Origin of the sequence: Marichromatium sp. PS1 (assembly GCF_041155115.1) — a bacterium.
GTDB lineage: Bacteria > Pseudomonadota > Gammaproteobacteria > Chromatiales > Chromatiaceae > Marichromatium > Marichromatium gracile.
The window spans coordinates 1-16,020 of the sequence record NZ_BAAFHB010000005.1 but is presented as its reverse complement, the minus strand read 5'-3'; the positions used below and the strand labels follow the sequence as shown (position 1 = coordinate 16,020).

15 protein-coding genes and 2 pseudogenes are annotated in these 16,020 nt (G+C 71.1%); 11 read left to right on the top strand and 6 right to left on the bottom strand.

The genetic code is table 11. The features are described from left to right. Positions 1-5 precede the first annotated feature (5 nt). Positions 6-571: pseudogene (locus tag ACAM26_RS12445) on the bottom strand (IS5 family transposase); the annotation flags it as partial. Positions 572-655: 84 nt separating this feature from the next. Between ACAM26_RS12445 and ACAM26_RS12440 the strand changes: the two are divergent. Together ACAM26_RS12440 and ACAM26_RS12435 are read left to right on the top strand one after the other, a co-directional pair. Further along, positions 656-1,171 (top strand): annotated as a pseudogene (locus ACAM26_RS12440) (transposase); the annotation flags it as partial. An 86-nt stretch (positions 1,172-1,257) separates the two neighbouring features. Continuing rightward, on the top strand, positions 1,258-2,397 hold the full coding sequence (locus tag ACAM26_RS12435) for a transposase (protein WP_369613799.1): 1,140 nt from the start codon (positions 1,258-1,260) through the stop codon (positions 2,395-2,397). Between the two features lie 115 nt (positions 2,398-2,512). Here ACAM26_RS12435 and ACAM26_RS12430 read toward each other — a convergent pair whose 3' ends face one another. From ACAM26_RS12430 to ACAM26_RS12410, 5 genes are all read right to left on the bottom strand, one after another. After that, the gene (locus ACAM26_RS12430) at positions 2,513-5,572 is read right to left on the bottom strand and encodes an efflux RND transporter permease subunit (protein WP_369613798.1); all 3,060 of its coding nucleotides are present in this window, start codon (positions 5,570-5,572) and stop codon (positions 2,513-2,515) included. Positions 5,573-5,590: 18 nt separating this feature from the next. Beyond that, on the bottom strand, positions 5,591-6,682 hold the full coding sequence (locus tag ACAM26_RS12425) for an efflux RND transporter periplasmic adaptor subunit (protein WP_369613797.1): 1,092 nt from the start codon (positions 6,680-6,682) through the stop codon (positions 5,591-5,593). Further along, positions 6,682-7,248: a TetR/AcrR family transcriptional regulator gene (locus ACAM26_RS12420; RefSeq protein WP_123141779.1), complete on the bottom strand. Its 567-nt coding sequence runs from the start codon at positions 7,246-7,248 to the stop codon at positions 6,682-6,684. Before ACAM26_RS12420 ends, ACAM26_RS12425 begins: the two co-directional genes overlap by 1 nt. 301 nt (positions 7,249-7,549) lie before the next feature. Continuing rightward, the gene (locus ACAM26_RS12415; protein WP_369613796.1) at positions 7,550-7,861 is read right to left on the bottom strand and encodes a hypothetical protein; all 312 of its coding nucleotides are present in this window, start codon (positions 7,859-7,861) and stop codon (positions 7,550-7,552) included. Between the two features lie 103 nt (positions 7,862-7,964). Beyond that, on the bottom strand, positions 7,965-8,741 hold the full coding sequence (locus tag ACAM26_RS12410) for a DUF2189 domain-containing protein (RefSeq protein WP_123141777.1): 777 nt from the start codon (positions 8,739-8,741) through the stop codon (positions 7,965-7,967). A 325-nt stretch (positions 8,742-9,066) separates the two neighbouring features. On the opposite strand from ACAM26_RS12410, the gene ACAM26_RS12405 reads away from it, so the two are divergent. The 9 genes from ACAM26_RS12405 to ACAM26_RS12365 all read left to right on the top strand — a co-directional run. After that, entirely contained in the window at positions 9,067-9,723 is a 657-nt protein-coding gene (locus tag ACAM26_RS12405; protein WP_123141776.1) for a CDGSH iron-sulfur domain-containing protein, read from the top strand. Between the two features lie 32 nt (positions 9,724-9,755). Further along, positions 9,756-10,004 carry a helix-hairpin-helix domain-containing protein gene (locus tag ACAM26_RS12400; RefSeq protein ID WP_123141775.1) on the top strand — a complete coding sequence of 83 codons (249 nt, stop codon included), beginning with the start codon at positions 9,756-9,758 and terminating at the stop codon, positions 10,002-10,004. Positions 10,005-10,110: 106 nt separating this feature from the next. Further along, complete coding sequence (locus ACAM26_RS12395) at positions 10,111-11,094, top strand: SPFH domain-containing protein (RefSeq protein WP_062271290.1); 984 nt, start codon at positions 10,111-10,113, stop codon at positions 11,092-11,094. Between the two features lie 13 nt (positions 11,095-11,107). Next, the gene (locus ACAM26_RS12390; protein ID WP_062271288.1) at positions 11,108-11,992 is read left to right on the top strand and encodes an SPFH domain-containing protein; all 885 of its coding nucleotides are present in this window, start codon (positions 11,108-11,110) and stop codon (positions 11,990-11,992) included. Positions 11,993-12,123: 131 nt separating this feature from the next. Beyond that, the gene (locus tag ACAM26_RS12385; RefSeq protein WP_369613795.1) at positions 12,124-12,789 is read left to right on the top strand and encodes an HAD-IA family hydrolase; all 666 of its coding nucleotides are present in this window, start codon (positions 12,124-12,126) and stop codon (positions 12,787-12,789) included. Continuing rightward, positions 12,776-13,762, top strand: coding sequence for an AAA family ATPase (locus ACAM26_RS12380; protein WP_369613794.1), 987 nt, complete (start codon positions 12,776-12,778; stop codon positions 13,760-13,762). Before ACAM26_RS12385 ends, ACAM26_RS12380 begins: the two co-directional genes overlap by 14 nt. Continuing rightward, entirely contained in the window at positions 13,755-14,672 is a 918-nt protein-coding gene (locus ACAM26_RS12375) for a DUF58 domain-containing protein (protein WP_369613793.1), read from the top strand. Before ACAM26_RS12380 ends, ACAM26_RS12375 begins: the two co-directional genes overlap by 8 nt. Continuing rightward, complete coding sequence (locus ACAM26_RS12370; protein ID WP_369613792.1) at positions 14,669-15,160, top strand: DUF4381 domain-containing protein; 492 nt, start codon at positions 14,669-14,671, stop codon at positions 15,158-15,160. The genes ACAM26_RS12375 and ACAM26_RS12370 overlap by 4 nt, the downstream gene beginning before the upstream one ends. Beyond that, the coding region (locus ACAM26_RS12365) for a VWA domain-containing protein (RefSeq protein WP_369613791.1) at positions 15,157-16,020 on the top strand (864 nt) is incomplete at its 3' end. The genes ACAM26_RS12370 and ACAM26_RS12365, both read left to right, overlap by 4 nt.

Sequence of the window (16,020 nt, the reverse complement as noted above, 5' to 3'; positions counted from 1 at the left end):
AAGCCCTACGCCCACTCCAAGGCACTCCAGCAAATGAGTGCGAGTCCCAGGAAGAGAAACGCCTCGTGAATATCGGCCCGGCGCTCGAAGCGCACCCGCAGTCGACGGAACTGATGCAACCACGCCAGCGAGCGTTCGACGACCCAGCGGGTCGTTCCCAGGCCGCTGCCATGTGGGGTGTTGCGTCGCGCGAGCTGCGGTTGGATGTTGCGCGTGCGCAGTGCCGCACGGTGGGCTTTGGAGTCATAGGCGCGGTCGCCCTGCACGCGCTCGGGTCGATGGCGGGGGCGACCACGCCGTCCGCTGCGCACGGGTGTGATGCCATCGACCAGGGCGATGAGTTGCGTGACATCGTGGGCGTTGGCGCCAGTGAGCACGGCATGCAGCGGAATGCCCCGGGCGTCGGTGATCAGATGGTGCTTGCTTCCCGGGCGAGCGCGATCGGTCGGGTTGGGGCCGGTGCAGTGCACTCACCGCCGCCGACGGCGCGGATCGAGGCGGTGTCGACCACCGCTCGCGACCAGTCGATGCGATCGCTGGCCTCAAGTCGCTCGAGCAGCTTGTGGTGGATCACAACTTGAGGACACCCATTTATCGTTGACGCTCCCAAGGTCCTCTCCTACGCTTCACCCAACACCCCCTGCGGAGATGCCCCATGACTCGTCCCCGCGCCGCGCTCGTCTCCTTGTCCGATACGCCCTGGTATCACGTCGTCACCCGCTGCGTGCGCCGGGCGTATCTCTGTGGCTTCGATCGGTTGACCGGACGGAGCTTCGAGCATCGTAGGGGCTGGGTGGAGTTGCGGTTGCGACAGCTCGCGGGGGTGTTCGCGATCGATGTGGCGGCCTATGCGGTGATGAGCAATCACGTCCATCTGGTAGTACGGGTGGATGCGGATCGGGCGGCGGGGTGGTCGGATACCGAGGTGCTGCGGCGCTGGCGGTGTCTGTTTCGCGGGCCTGTGGTGGTGGAGCGGTTCTTGTCACCTGCAACGCGGGCGGGGATGACCGAGGCAGAGCTGGAGGTGGTCGTGGGCTTGGTCGCGACTTACCGGGCGCGGCTGGCGGATCTCTCCTGGTTCATGCGGATACTGAACGAGTCGATCGCGCGGGCGGCGAATCGGGAGGATGGGGTGCGGGGACGGTTCTGGGAGGGACGCTTTCGCTCGCAGGGGACAATTTGGGGGACACCCATTTACGTTGACGCTCGCAAGGCGCTCTCCTACGCTTCACCCAACACCCCCAGCGGAGATGCCCCATGACTCGTCCCCGCGCCTCGCTCGTCTCCCTCTCCGATACGCCTTGGTATCACGTCGTCACGCGTTGCGTGCGGCGAGCGTATCTCTGCGGCTTCGATCGGCTGACGGGGCGGAGCTTCGAGCATCGGCGCGGCTGGGTGGAGTTGCGGTTGCGCCAGCTCGCGGGGGTGTTCGCGATCGATGTGGCGGCCTATGCGGTGATGAGCAATCACGTGCATCTGGTGGTGCGGGTCGATGCCGATCGGGCGGCGGGGTGGTCGGATACCGAGGTGCTGCGGCGCTGGCGGTGTCTGTTCCGGGGGCCGGTGGTGGTGGAGCGGTTCCTGTCGCCTGCGACGCGGGCGGGCATGACCGAGGCGGAGCTGGAGGTGGTCGCTGGCTTGGTCGCGACCTACCGGGCGCGGCTGGCGGATCTCTCCTGGTTCATGCGGATACTGAACGAGTCGATCGCGCGGGCGGCGAATCGGGAGGATGGGGTGCGGGGACGGTTCTGGGAGGGACGCTTTCGCTCGCAGGCGATCCTCGACGAGACGGCGCTGTTGGCGGTGATGGCCTATGTCGATCTCAACCCGATTCGGGCGGGGATCGCGGAGACGCCGGAGGAGAGCGCGCATACCGGGATTGCGGCGCGGATCGCCGCCTTGCGGGCTGACGATGCGTGTGCGTCTGGTGAAGCGCTTGTCGAGACGGACGAGGCTTCGCCGTCGGTCCGTGTGACCGCATCGTCCGAGACCAAGGCCATCGACTCTCCTTCAGACTCGCGTAGCGATAATCTTTGGGAGACCGCGCTGAATCGCCTGCCGTCCGCGCCGCTGTTGCCCTTCGGCAATCCCGCCGAGGTTCCTGCGGCGATTCCTTTCACCTTCGACGATTATCTGACCCTGGTCGATTCGCTTGGTCGTGCTCTGCATCCGCGCAAGCGCGGCTCGATCCCGGCGGATCTGCCGGACGTCCTCACCCGGCTCGGCATCGCGCCGGAGCGTTTCGTCGAGCACGCGGGTTTCCTGCTCAAGGGGTTTGGTGTCGCGATCGGCGCGCCTGAGCGGTTGGCGGCGCTTGCTGCGCGTCGCGAGTGTCGCTATCTGCGCGGGCTCGGACGCGCCAGGGCGCTGTTTGGGCAGGCGGGCAGGGCGGCGTGAGTCGCCTGGGCGTCTGACTTGCCGATGCCGCCTGGTCAGGCCGGGCGTCTGCCCGACAAACCTCCCGCCCCGCCGACCCCGAACCACCGCACCCGCCCGGCTCACCCCGTCCGGCTCACCCCGTCCGCACCTCATCCTCCCGAACCTTGAAGAACCCGGCATAGAACACCGGCACCGCGATCAGGGTGAGGGCGGTGGCGAAGGCCAGTCCGCCCATGATGGTGACGGCCATGGAGGCGAAGAAGACGTCGAAGAGCAGCGGGATCATGCCGAGGATGGTGGTGCCGGCGGCGAGCATCACCGGGGTGAAACGGCTGACGCTGGCGGCGACGATGGCGTCGTGACGGTGGTGGCCGTCGGCGATGCGCAGGTCGATCTCGTCGACCAGGACGATGGCGTTCTTGATCAGCATGCCCGAGAGGCTGAGGAAGCCGAGCAGCGCCATGAAGCCGAACGACTGTCCGGTGGCGAGCAGCGCGGCGGTGACGCCGGTGATCGCCATCGGCACGCACAGCCAGATGATCAGCGGCTGGCGCACCCGGCCGAACAGCGCCACGGTGATCAGCACCATCGCCAGGAAGCCGAGCGGGACGCTGCGCGCGAGCGCGGCCTGGGCGTCGCTGGAGTCCTCGTACTCGCCGCCCCATTCGAGCCGGTAGCCCGGCGGCAGCGCGATCGCCTCGACCGCGCCGCGCACCTGCGCGAGCGCCGCGTCGGTGTTGGCGCCGTAGGCGGGGTCGGCCTGGGCGGTGATGGTGCGTGCCTTGTCGAGCCGGCGGATCAGCCCGTCCTCGGTGCCGGTCTCGAAGCGGTCGATGACCTCGGTCATGGGGATGTAGGCGCCGGCGGTGGCCGACCAGACGCGACGGTCGCGCAGGTCGGTGTTGCCGTTGCGCTCGTCATCCGGGGCGCGCATCACGATCGGGATCAGCCGATCGCCCTCGCGATAGAGCCCGACGGTGCGCCCCTCGGTGACCATCGCCAGGGCATCGGCGATGTCGGCGCGGCTCACCCCGGCGGCGGTGGCGCGCTCCTCGGCCAGGCGCGGGACGATCAGCGGGCGGTACTGGCGCCAGTCGTGGCGCACGTTGATCAGGTCGTGGTCGCGGAAGATGCGCTCGGCCTCGGCGGCGAGCGCGCGCAGGGTGGCGTTGTCGGGGCCGGAGAAGCGCGCCTCGATCTTGGCGCCGCCTCCGGGGCCGAGGCGGATGCGGCTGGTCCAGCCCTTGACCTGGGGCTGGTGCTCGCCGATCCACTGACGCACGCGCGCGGCGATCTCGGGGATGCGCGCGGCGTCGGTGACGCGCACGATGCACTGGCCATAGGCGCTGTTGGGCAGCTCCGGGGCATAGACCAGCATCAGCCGGTCGGCGCCCGAGCCGCTGAAGCTGGTGACGTCCGTGACCCCGTCGAGCTGGCCGAGCGCGTTGCCGAGCTCGGCCATGTCGGCGGCGGTGGCGCGGATGTCGGTGCCCTGTTCGTGCCACACGTCGACATAGAAGAGCGGCGTGGCGCTGTCGGGGAAGAAGGACTGGGGCACGGCGCCGAAGCCGATCACCGCCGCCAGGGTGGAGCCGACCAGCGCCGCCACCGTGGTCAGCCGGTGGCGCAGCGCCAGGTGCACCAGACCGCGATAGCCGCCGAGCAGGACGCCGCCGGCATCCTCCTCGTCGCGGCGCTCGGCGGCGCTGCGGAACAGATAACTGCCGAACAGCGGTGCCACCGTCACCGCCAGCACCCAGCTCAGCAGCAGCGAGATGGCGATCACCGCGAACAGCGAGAAGGTGTACTCCCCGGTCGAGTCGTTCGACAGCCCGATCCCGGAGAAGGCGAGGATGCCGATCACCGTCGCCGCCAGCAGCGGCCACTTGGTCTGGTTGGTGATCTGCTGCGCCGCCTCCAGCGCCCCCAGCCCGCGCCGCATCCGCACCATCATCCCCTCGGCGATGACGATGGCGTTGTCGACCAGCATGCCCATGGCGATGATCAGCGCGCCGAGCGAGACGCGCTGCATGGTGATGCCGCCGATCTTCATCAGCAGCAGGGTGCCGAGCACGGTGAGCAGCAGCACCCCGCCGACCACCAGCCCGCCGCGCCAGCCCATCGCCAGACAGAGCACCAGGATGACGATCGCCACCGAGCTTGCGAGGTTGACGAGAAAACCGTTGACCGCCTCGTCGACCACTCGGTGCTGCTGGTAGATCGGATCGATGGTGACGCCGAGCGGCAGGGTCTCGAGCAGCGCTTGGATTCGCGCCTCGACCGTCGCGCCGACCTCGACGATGTTGGTGCCGCTCTGCGCCGAGACGCCGATGGCCACCGCCGGGCGACCGTTGTGGCGCACCAGCAGGGTCGGGATCTCCTCCTCGCCGCGGCTCACCCGGGCGATGTCGCCGAGCCGAAGGCTGGCGTGCTCGCTGCTCGCCCCGGGGCCGCCGAGCGGCAGCGCCTCGATGCGCGCGACCGAGTCGAAGGTGCCCGAAGGGGCGAGGCGCACCGAGCGGTCCTCGACCCGCAGCGCGCCGCTGTCGACCACCGCGTTCTGCACCGAGATGGCGTTGGCGATCAGCGTCGGGGCGATGCCGAGCTGGGTGAGCACCGACTGCGGCGGCTCGACGAAGATGCGCTCGGCGCGCAGCCCGCTGATCGCCACCTTGGCCACGCCCGGTATCCGCAACAGCTCCTGGCGCAGGGTGCGGGCGAAGTCGCGCAGCTCGGCCTGGCTGTAGTCCGGGGCGCTGAGCGCGTAGTAAAGCCCGTAGACGTCGCCGAAGTCGTCGTTGACGTGCGGGGTGCCTGCCCCCGGGGGCAGGGCGGCGCTGGCGTCGCGGACCTTGCGCCGCAGCTCGTCCCAGATCTGCGGCAGCTGGCTGGAGTCGTACTGCTCGAGGATCTCGACATCGATCAGCGAGCGCCCGGGCTCGGAGCGCGAGCGGATCTCCTTGATCTGGGGCAGGCGCTGGAGGGCGATCTCGAGCTGGTCGGTCACCTCCTGCTCGACCTCGAGTGCCGAGGCGCCGGGATAGCTGGTGGTGATGATCGCCTGCTTGATGGTGAACTCGGGGTCCTCCAGCCGTCCCAGGCTGAACAGGGCCCAGAGTCCCCCGAGCAGACAGATGAGGATCAGCAGCCAGGTGTTGACCGGCTTGTCGATGGCGGCGCGAGCGATGTCCATGGGTAGGGGTTCCCGATGCTACTGGGCGGTGTCGTCGAGCGGGCGCACCCGCTGACCGGCGCTGAGGAAGCCGACCCCGGCGGCGACGATGTGCTCGCCCTCGGCCAGCCCCGAGAGGATGCGCGCGTGGCTGCCGTCGAGGGTGGCGACCGCGACGGCGCGCGGCTGCACCTGACCGCGCTCGGGGTCGTAGACCCAGACGCGGAAGTCGCCGGCGGCATCGGCGTCGAGCGCGCCGATCGGCACCTCGATCGTGCCCTCGGCGGTGGTGAGGATCTCGGCGCTGACGGTGGCGGTCATCCCCGGCAGCACCTGGATATCGTCGGGGTTGGTCATGAACAGGGTGATGGTGTAGGTGCGGGTGCGCGGGTCGGGCTCGGTGGCGAACTCGCGGATGCTCAGCGGGAAGCTGCGCCCCGGCCAGGCCGAGAGCTCGGCGGTGATGGCGCCGACCTGCTCGCGCCGTACCCGCGCCATCAGCCGCTCGGGCACGTCGACCTCGACGGTGAGCACCGAGATGTCCTGCAGCAGCGCGATCGGCTCGCCGGCGCGGACGTTGACGAAGCGATCGACCAGACGCTCGGCGAGCAGCGCGTCGAAGGGCGCCTCCAGCTCGGTGTAGGCGAGGTTCTGCGCCGCCTGTTCGAGCCGCACCTGGGCGAGGTCGGCGGTGGCGCGGGCGTCGTCGAGGGCGTTCTCGGCGAGATGGCCGCGTTCGCTGAGCGCCTGCTTGCGCTCGAGTTCCTTGCGCGCGAGATCGGCCTGGACCCTGGCCTCGCGCAGCGCGAGCGCATAGTCGGTGGCGTCGAGCGCGGCGATCGTCTCGCCGGCGCGAATGGTCTCGCCCTCGCGGATGGGGAAGCGTTCGAGCTTGCCCGGCACCTGGAAGGAGACGGCCGAGGTCTGCGAGGCCTCGATGGTGGCCGGGAAGCGGCGCAGCTCGGATCTCGGCGCGGTATCGACGGTGAACAGCCGCACCGGTTGCGAGGTCGGCGCGCTGGTGGTCGTGTCGGACTCGGCAGCGGCGCGGTCACAGCCGCCGAGCGCGCCGCCGAGCAGCGCGATCAGGGCGGCGAGCAGCAGTGACGGACGGGGGGATAGGGCGGTCATCAAAGGGCTCCGTGATCGTCGAGGATGCGCCGGGCCTGGGCGCGCAGCGCGTCGGCCTCGTCGGGGTCGAGCGGCGAGATGCCGAAGACGTCGAACATGTAGAGCCCGGCCATCGCCAGATAGAGCAGCCGGGCGTTCGGGATCTCGTCCTCCAGCGCGCCGAGCGCGTCGAGCGTCTCGGTGACGTGTGTGCGGATCGGCGCGAGCAGCTCGCGATGGTGCGCGGAGGCGGCGATCACCGCGATGCCGAGCTCGGGCGAGACCGGACAGGGGGCGAGCGAGGCGATGAGCCGGGCGCGGCCCTCGCGGTTGGGCTGATCGGGCGGCAGGGTGTCGCGCAGCGCACCGATGTCGGCCTCGTCGCGTGCCAGGGTACGCTCGACCAGCCCCTCGAGCAGCGCCTCCTTGCTCCTGAAGTGATAGAGCATCCCGCCCTTGCTGGCGCCGGCCTCGGCGATCACCGCGTCGAGCGTCAGTCGCGCGGCGCCATCGCGCATCACCACGGTCTCGGCGGCATCGAGCACACGCTCGCGCAGCGACGGCTTGGGGGCTTGGGTTTCGGGCATGGGTGGATCACCGGTCTGGACGATTGTAGAACAGTCTAGACGGTACGAAAGGGCTGAGGCAAATGGGCGCCAGTTGTCAGCCGCCAGCTTCCAGCCGCCAGCCGCCAGTGGTCAGCTGGCAGCGCCGAGCCTCTCCTGCTGGCTGCTGGTCGCTGCTGGATTGCCCGTCGCCGATTCGTGGTCCGACGGGCAGCCCAATCGTACCGAGCAAGCCGTCAGCGCCGACCCTCTTCCTGCTGGTAGCTGGCGGCTGGCGGCTGGCGGCTGGAAGCTGTCAGCGAGACGCTGACAGCTGACTCACTCAGTCGATGGTCACGCGGCGGGCGCGGAAGTCGCGACCGTCGTCGTCATCATCGTCGTCGTGGTCGTCGTGGTCGTCATCGTCGTAGTCGCCGGCGATGGTCACCCGGGTCCCCGGGGTGATGCCCAGGGCGCGCAGGCTGTCGAGTTCGACGTCGAGTCGCTCGCTGCCGGTGTCGAGCAGGAAACCGTCGTCCCAGACACGCTCGACCACGCCGCTGGCGCTGGTCTCGGCGCGGGCGCCGAGACTGGTGACCAGGGCGAGCAGGGCGCCGTAGAGTGCGACATGGGTGAGGTTCGGACGTTGACGCATGGTTGCATCCTCCATGGTGCGGTGAGATGCGCCGCCGGGCGGCGCGGGGTTGGGGTCCTTGTGGCCTGGGCCGCGCCCCGCCGAGCGATGGCGGGGCGGGGGCTCAGGCGACCATCCGCCGATAGCTCTCCCAGGTGGCATAGCCGAGTACCGGGAAGATCACCACCAGCCCGATGAACAGGGTGAGGATGCCGAAGCCGGTGAGGGCGACGATCATCGCGGCCCAAAGCGTCATCGCCGGCCAGTTCTGGCGGCAGGCGCGCAGGCTGGTGTGGATGGCGGTGAGCGGGCCGACGTCGCGATCGAGGATCATCGGGATGGAGACGGCGCTGGTGACGAACACCGCCACGGCCAGCAGCAGCCCGATGCCGAGGAAGAACAGCGTGACTACCGGATCGAAGTGCCCGGCCAGCAGGCCGGTGATGCTGTCGGACGAGGGCGAGAGGGTGTTGAACTTGATCGCGAACAGCAGCGCCGAGAAGCGCACCCAGGCCGCGGCGATCAGCCCGAGGAAGAGCACGAACAGCCCCAGATTGGTACGCCGCGCCCAGATCAGCGCCAGGCTGTCGTGGATGGCCACCGGCTCGTCGGCCTCGAGCTGGCGTGCGGCGACATAGAGCCCGGCGGCGAGGAAGGGACCGAGCAGCAGCAATCCGGTGAGGAAGGCGATGGTGAACCAGGGCAGGGTCCAGGTCAGCGCCAGCGCGCCCCAGCAGGCGAGCATGAAGAGCGCGCCGTAGAGCAGGCTCGCCGCGGGTGCCTCGGCGAAGCGCCTGACGCCGGTGGCGAGCCAGTCGAGCGGCTCGCCGATGTCGACCCGGCTGACCGTGGGCGCCGGCGCGGGCGTGGTGTGGTGCGATCGGACGGCTTGACTGGGCATGTTCTCGACTCCGTGTGGATGACGGCGCGCGGGCCGTGCGTGACGACGGGGACGGATGGCGGGCGAGGGCGTTCCGCCATGCTCGGTGAGACGTCGGGGGTGTGACGAAGTTCACCCCCGCACGTTGCATGATCGGCGCTGGGCCCCATTAGAAAAACACGCGCGTGGTGCTGTTTTTGGCGCTGCGCGCCCCCGGCGCTGTCGGGGCGATGCGGGGCCGTGCCTCGCGCCGACCGGTCGCGCCCCGAGCCGCCGGTTGGTCTCTCCAGGCAGCCACCGTCCGCCGTGGGCGGGCAACCCACAGAGACCACAAGGAGTCCATTTGATGAGTGAGCGCAGCGTCCACCACTTCCCGGGCCAGGAGATCGATGTCTACTGGGACGAGCGTCTGTGTATCCATATCGGCGAGTGCGTCCGTGCCAAGGGCGAGCTGTTCGTCTCCGGGCGCGATCCCTGGTGCGATCCCGATGTCACCGAGCGCGAACGGGTGCGCGAGATCGTCGAGCGCTGTCCGAGCGGCGCGCTGAGCTATGTCGACAAGACCGGCGGTCCCGAGCCCGCTCCCGGCGAGAACGCGGCGGTGGTGGTCTACAATGGCCCCCTGTACTGTCACGGCGAGCTGGCGCTGGAGGGCGCCGGTGAGGCGCCCGAGCACGCCGGCACCAGCCGCCGGGTGGCGCTGTGTCGTTGCGGGGCCTCGGCCAACAAGCCGTTCTGCGACAACAGCCACCGTGCCGCCGGCTTCGAGGACTATGGCGCCGTCGGCGAGCAGGGGCGCGGCACCTTCGCCGCCGACGGGCCGCTGGCGGTGCGAGCGCTGCCCGACGGGCCGCTCGAGCTCGAGGGCAACCTGGTGATCCGCGCCGCCAGCGCGCGCGCGGCCTGGCGCGGCGACAAGGCCTATCTGTGTCGCTGCGGGGCCTCGGCCAACAAGCCCTTCTGCGACGGCAGCCACCAGCGGGTGGGTTTCAAGGGCGACTGAGCGCCGGTCGGCACCGGCGCGGGGAGGGATCGATGCCGTTTTCCAGTGCCGAGCGCGCCCTGCTGCTCGGCGGTCATCAGATCGGGCCGCGGGTGATCGCGCGGCTCGAACAGCTCGGCATCGAGGATCTCGACACCCTCGCCGGGCAGCAGATCGAGCCCCTGGTCGGGCTGATCGCCGACATGCTCCACGCCCCCTGCTGGCGCGCCAGCCCGCATGCCCGTACCGCCATCGGCAACGCCATCGCCATCGCTCGCGCCGCGCGCGAGCGCACGCCCTGATGCGCGGCCCTTCTTCCCGTCTCCGCCCGCGCCCCGCCCCCGTCGGCGGGGCGCGTCCCCCAGGCGGCGCGGATGCGCCGCCCTCCGCTAGAGAGGTCAAGCTGCCATGTATCTGACGGCATTCATGCTCGGCGTGCTGGCGTTCGTGGTGTTCAAGGTGTTCGTGCGCGCCTTCTACACCGTGAGCCCGGACGAGCGCGCGCTGATCACCAGCTTCGGTCGCGTCGAGCGACTCGGCGAGCTGATGGTCGAGGACCCGGCGCTCGACGCCGAGGAACAGCAACGCTACCGCTTCCCGCAGGTGCGGGTGATCGGCCCCGGCGGCCCCTACTTCAAGTGGCCGTGGCAGGAGGTGCACAAGGTCAGCGTGGTCACCCAGGCCATCGACCTGACCTGGGACCCGACCAAGGATCAGGTGATGGTCGAGGCGGTCACCAAGGACAACCTCACCACCGGGGTCGGCGGTCAGATCCGCTTCCGCGTCGCCGAATCCAACCTCTATGCCTACTGCTTCGGTGTCGACAGCCCGCTCGAACACGTCATGGGTTACTTCATCTCGGTGCTGCGCGAGCGCATCGCCAACTTCGTCGACCCCAAGGGCGAGGGGCTGGTCGGCGAGGGCGAGCTGGCGCAGGGCGAAGCGGCCGCCGAACTCTCCGAGGGCGTCTCGATCAACGACCTGCGCAAGAACCTGCCGCTGCTCAACGACTACATGGAGCAGCAGTGCCGCTCGACCGGGGCGCGCTACGGCATCGAGCTCGATGCCGCACTGATCACCCAGATCGACCCGCCGAGCGAGGTCGACCGTGCGCTCTCGGCGATCAACTCCACCCGCAACCAGGTCGCCGCCGACATCTCCACGGCGCGCGCCGACGCCGAGCAGCAGATCACCATGAGCAAGCGCGCGGTGGAGATCGCGCGCAACAACGCCCAGGCCGAGGTCGCGCCGCTGCGCGAGCTGGCCGAGACGCTGTCGCGGATCAAGTCGAGCGGCGGCACCGAGGCGCTGCGCGCCTATATCCGCAACCTGCGCGTGCCGCTGCTCGGACGCGCCTCGCGCATCGTCCGCACCACCGGGCTCGAGCGCTGAGGGGAGAGACGCCATGGACAACATGATCGGTTCCACCATCGCCTTCGTCATCGGTCTCATCTATATCCCGGTGCTGCTCGCCATCGCCCGCAGCCTCGGGCTCTATGCCGTGGTGCGCGAGCGCGAGGCCCAGGTCTTCACCCTGTTCGGCAAGGTCATCGGTACCCTCGACGAGCCCGGGCTGCGCTTCCCGCTCGCCCACTTCGGGCTGCGCGCCCTGCTGCTGCCCTTCTTCGGCAAGCGCTACAAGGTCTCCACCGCGCTGCGCCAGCACTATCTGCGCGACCAGATGGTCAACTCCGAGGAGGGCACGCCGATGGGCGTGGGGCTGTGGTACGAGATGCAGGTGAGCGACCCCATCGCCTATCTGTTCAACAACGCCAACCCCGAGGGCTCGCTGCAGGCCAATGTCGCCAGCGCCGCCGTCTCCACCCTGAGCAATCTGGAGATGGACAAGATGCTCGAGGACCGTCACCAGCTCAGCCGTCGGGTGCGCGCCGAGGTCTCGCCGCTCTCCGAGCGCTGGGGCTACCGGCTCGGCTCGGTCTATATCCGCAAGGTCGCCTTCACCGACCGGCAGATGGTCGACAACATCACCGACAAGGTGGTCAAGCGGCTGATCCAGGTCACCAGCGCGATGAAGCAGGACGGCGAGAACCGCGTCGGCCTGATCCAGAGCCAGACCGCCTACAAGGTCTCGCAGCAGATGGCCGAGGCCGCCGCCACCCGCCCGGCGATCGTCGGCGAGGCGCTCAACGCCATCGCCGAACGCGACCCCGAGGTGCTCGATACGGTGCTCGAGGTGATGGAGACCGAGCAGCTGCTCGCCTCCAAGGCCGAGGTCGAGGTGCTGCCGCGCGACTCGGAGATCCTGGTGCAGCTCGGCGCCACCCTGTAGTAGCCTGTTGCGCGCGGCGTCGGGAGGACGTCGCGTCTCTCCCCGGCGCCGGGCGGTCCCGTCCCCCAGGGTCGCGCCCGCCCGGTCCGGGCGATCGTGCTTGACCCCGACCCTCATGGACCCCTGACCCTATGTTCGACTGTCTCTGTTTCGACTTCGACGGCACCCTGGTCGACAGCACCGAGGCGGCCCTCGAGGCGCTCGCCCGGGTCGGCCCGGCGTTCGGCTGTGATGGGCTCGATCGCGCCGCCGTCGAACGGTTGCGCGGGCTGCACGCGCGCGAGATCGTCCAGACGCTGGGCATCCCGGCCTACCGGGTGCCGGGCTTCGTCGCGCGGATGCGCCGCGAGATGCGCGCCGGTCTGCTCGCCACCCCGCCGGTCCCGGGCTGGACCGAGGCCCTGGAGGCGCTGGCCGCGCGCGGGTTGCGTCTCGGCGTGCTCTCCTCCAACGCCAGCGAGAGCCTGGCGGCCTATCTCGCGCGCTACCCGCTGCCCCATCTCGATTTCGTCGTCGGCGGCGCGGCGCTGTTCGGCAAGTCGCGCGCGCTGCGTCGGCTTGCCGCGCGCGAGCGGCTGCGCCCGGCGCGCATGCTCTATGTCGGCGACGAGCTGCGTGACCTGGAGGCGGCGCGCGCCGCCGGTACCGGCTTCGTCGCCGTCGGCTGGGGCTATACCGACCCGACGCGGCTGCATGCGGCCGGCGCCGGGGCGCCGCTGAGCAGCCCGCATGAGCTGCTCGAACGGATCGAGTCAGACGCTTTTGATAACGAGGAGGTGCGCCGTGTCGGCAGCTGATCCGACGAGCGATCTACAGGCGGTCTTCGCCGCGCTGCGGGTGCGGCTCTCGGCGCGCATCCTCGGTCAGCGCGCCCTGGTCGAGCGGCTGCTGGTGGCGCTGCTCGCCGACGGCCATCTGCTCGTCGAGGGTCCGCCCGGGGTGGCCAAGACCAGCGCGGTCAAGGCCCTGGCCGAGGGGATCGAGGGCGACTTCCACCGCGTCCAGTTCACCCCCGACCTGCTGCCCGCCGACCTCACCGGCACCGAGATCTATCGTCCCCACGACGGCAGCTTCCGCTTCGATCGCGGGCCGCTGTTCCACAACCTGCTGCTCGCCGACGAGGTCAACCGCGCCCCGGCCAAGGTGCAGTCGGCGCTGCTCGAGGCGATGGGCGAGCGCCAGATCACCGTCGGACGCGAGACCTACCGGCTGCCGGAGCTGTTTCTGGTGATGGCCACCCAGAACCCGATCGAGCAGGAGGGCACCTATCCGCTGCCCGAGGCCCAGCTCGATCGCTTCCTGATGCAGGTGCGGGTCGACTATCCCGACCTCGACACCGAGCGCGCCATCCTCGCCCTCGACCGCGCCCGGGCGCGCGAGGGCGCTGGCGCGAACGAGGGCGGCGCCGAGATCACCCAGGCCCAGGTGTTTGCGGCGCGGCGCGCCCTCCTCGATCTCTATCTCGCCCCCGAGGTCGAGGACTATCTGCTCCATCTGGTGCTCGCCACCCGTGCCCCGGCCGACTACGACCCGGCGCTCGACGGCTGGTTGCGCTTCGGCGCCAGTCCGCGCGCCACCCTGGCGCTGGAGCGCTGCGCGCGCGCCCTGGCCTGGCTGGAGGGACGCGACTTCGTCTCCCCCGAGGACGTGCGTCGCCTCGCCCCCGACGTGCTCCGTCACCGTCTGCTGCTCGGCTACGAGGCCGAGGCCGAGGGGCGCACCCCGGACGACTTCATCGCGCTGCTGCTGGCGCGGGTGAGCTGTGCCTGAGACCAGCGCGCTTGCCGTCGGGGTCGCCGAGCTGGTCGGGCTGCGCGCCCGCGCCAGCGGGCTCGATCTCGCTCCGCGCGCGCGGGTGCTCGCCGCCCGGGGCGGGGCACACCCGTCGCGGCTGCGCGGACGCGGCATGGAGTTTGCCGAATCGCGCCCCTACCAGCCCGGCGATGAGCCGCGTCACATGGACTGGCGGGTCACCGCGCGCGCCGGTGAGGCGCACGTCAAGTGCTTCCGCGAGGAGCGCGAGCGACCGGTGTGGCTCTGTGTCGACCAGCGCGCGACGATGCGCTTCGCCACCCGGGTGGCCTTCAAGTCGGTGATCGCCGCGCGCGTCGCCGCGCTGCTCGGCTGGGCGGCGCTGGCGCGGGGCGATCGCGTCGGCGGGTTGGTGTTCGACGACCACGCCATCCGGCTGCACCCGCCGGCGGCGCGCGCTCGCGGGTTGCTCGCGCTGTTCGAGTCGCTGGCCGCGCCCGCCGCCGCCTCGGCTGAGACGGCGATGACCTTGCAGACGGCGCTCGCGCGGCTCGATCGGGTGGTCCGTCCCGGCGCGCTGGTGGTGCTGGTGAGCGATCTCGCCGGGCTCGGCGCGGGACGCGACCCCAGCCTGACCCGGCTGGGGCGGGGTGCCGAGCTGGTGTGGGTGCAGATCGAGGATGTCCTCGAGTGCGAGCCACCGCCGCCCGGACGTTACCCGGTGCTCGCCGCCGGGCGCCGCGGCTGGCTCGACCTGCGCGGGTCGCGACGGCGCGCCGCCTGGGCCGAGGCGCGCGCCGCCGCGCGCGAGCAGATCGTCGAGCAGGCGCGCGCCCATCGTGCCCACCTGCTGCGTCTGCGCACCGATCAGGACCCGGCCGCGGCGCTGGCGCGCGGGCTCGGGCTGCGCCCGGGAGGGGGGCGATGACCCCGCTCGCCGATCCGCTCGCCGGGCTGCGCGACTGGCACGCGCCGTCGCCGGTCGGCTGGTGGCCGCCGTCGCCGGGCTGGTGGCTGCTCGCCGCGCTCGCGCTCGCGCTGCTCGGTTGGGGCGTCTGGGCCTGGCGGCGCCACCGGCGGCGCGTTGCGCCGCAGCGCGCGGCGCTCGCCGAGCTGGCGCGGCTGCGTGCCGGGTTCGTCGCTGGCGGCGATGCGCGGGCGCTCGCCGCCGGGTGCTCGCGCCTGCTGCGTCGCCTGGCGCTGAGCCGTCATGGCCGGGCGCGGGTGGCCGGTCTCGCCGGCGCCGACTGGCTCGCCTTCCTCGATGCCGAGGGCGGCGCGGGGGACTTCTCCAATGGGATCGGCCGGGCGCTGGTCGAGCAGGCTTATCGCCCGCCGGAGGCGTCAGCGGTCGACGCCGAGGCGCTACTCGGGTTGGTCGAGCGCTGGATCCGCGCCCAGGGGCGCGGACGATGATCTCCCTGGCCTGGCCCTGGGCGCTGCTCGCACTGCCCTTGCCGCTGCTCGCGCGGCGGTTGCCGCCGGCGCGCCGGGCGCCGGGCGCGGCGCTGCGCCTGCCGCCGACGCTGCTGCCCGCGGGGCTGGCCGGCCCGGCGGGCGGGGGCGCGCGACCCTGGCGTTGGCTCGCGCTGCTCGCCTGGGTGCTGCTGGTGCTCGCCAGCGCGCGTCCGCAGTGGGTCGGGGAGCCACTCGGGGTGCCGCGCAGCGGGCGCGACCTGATGCTCGCGGTCGACATCTCCGGCAGCATGGAGGAGCGCGACTATCTGCTCGCAGGCCGTCGGGTGTCGCGTCTGGCGGTGGTACAGCAACTGGCCGGCGACTTCGCGCAGCGGCGCGAGGGCGACCGGCTGGGGCTGATCCTGTTCGGCTCGCGCGCCTATCTGCAGACCCCGCTGACCTTCGACCGCGCCACGGTGGCGACCCTGCTCGCCGAGAGCGTGGTCGGTCTGGCCGGGCGGGAGACGGCGATCGGGGATGCGATCGCGCTGGCGGTGAAGCGGCTGCGCGAGGCGTCTGCGGGCGAGCGGGTGCTGATCCTGCTCACCGACGGCGAGAACACCGTCGGTCACATCGCCCCGCTGGAGGCCGCCGCGCTCGCCGCCGAGGCCGGGGTGCGGGTGCACGTGATCGGGATCGGCGGCGGCGCCGACGGTCGGCTCGGCGGGCTCGGGCTGCGATTGCTGCGCCAGGGGCGCGGCTTCGACCCCGAGACCCTGGAGGCGATCGCCGCGCGCACCGGCGGGCGCTTCTTCGTCGCCGGGGCGAGTGAGGCGCTCGAGGCGGTCTATGACGAGATCGACCGCATCGAGCCCGAG

Excerpts from the sequence above, each read along its gene's own strand:
- ACAM26_RS12425 (WP_369613797.1), bottom strand. The coding sequence starts at position 6,682 with ATGACCGCCCTATCCCCCCGTCCGTCACTGCTGCTCGCCGCCCTGATC.
- ACAM26_RS12390 (WP_062271288.1), top strand. The coding sequence starts at position 11,108 with ATGGACAACATGATCGGTTCCACCATCGCCTTCGTCATCGGTCTCATC.
- ACAM26_RS12400 (WP_123141775.1), top strand. The coding sequence starts at position 9,756 with ATGCCGTTTTCCAGTGCCGAGCGCGCCCTGCTGCTCGGCGGTCATCAG.
- ACAM26_RS12405 (WP_123141776.1), top strand. The coding sequence starts at position 9,067 with ATGAGTGAGCGCAGCGTCCACCACTTCCCGGGCCAGGAGATCGATGTC.
- ACAM26_RS12415 (WP_369613796.1), bottom strand. The coding sequence starts at position 7,861 with ATGCGTCAACGTCCGAACCTCACCCATGTCGCACTCTACGGCGCCCTG.
- ACAM26_RS12385 (WP_369613795.1), top strand. The coding sequence starts at position 12,124 with ATGTTCGACTGTCTCTGTTTCGACTTCGACGGCACCCTGGTCGACAGC.
- ACAM26_RS12435 (WP_369613799.1), top strand. The coding sequence starts at position 1,258 with ATGACTCGTCCCCGCGCCTCGCTCGTCTCCCTCTCCGATACGCCTTGG.
- ACAM26_RS12395 (WP_062271290.1), top strand. The coding sequence starts at position 10,111 with ATGTATCTGACGGCATTCATGCTCGGCGTGCTGGCGTTCGTGGTGTTC.
- ACAM26_RS12420 (WP_123141779.1), bottom strand. The coding sequence starts at position 7,248 with ATGCCCGAAACCCAAGCCCCCAAGCCGTCGCTGCGCGAGCGTGTGCTC.
- ACAM26_RS12370 (WP_369613792.1), top strand. The coding sequence starts at position 14,669 with ATGACCCCGCTCGCCGATCCGCTCGCCGGGCTGCGCGACTGGCACGCG.
- ACAM26_RS12410 (WP_123141777.1), bottom strand. The coding sequence starts at position 8,741 with ATGCCCAGTCAAGCCGTCCGATCGCACCACACCACGCCCGCGCCGGCG.
- ACAM26_RS12430 (WP_369613798.1), bottom strand. The coding sequence starts at position 5,572 with ATGGACATCGCTCGCGCCGCCATCGACAAGCCGGTCAACACCTGGCTG.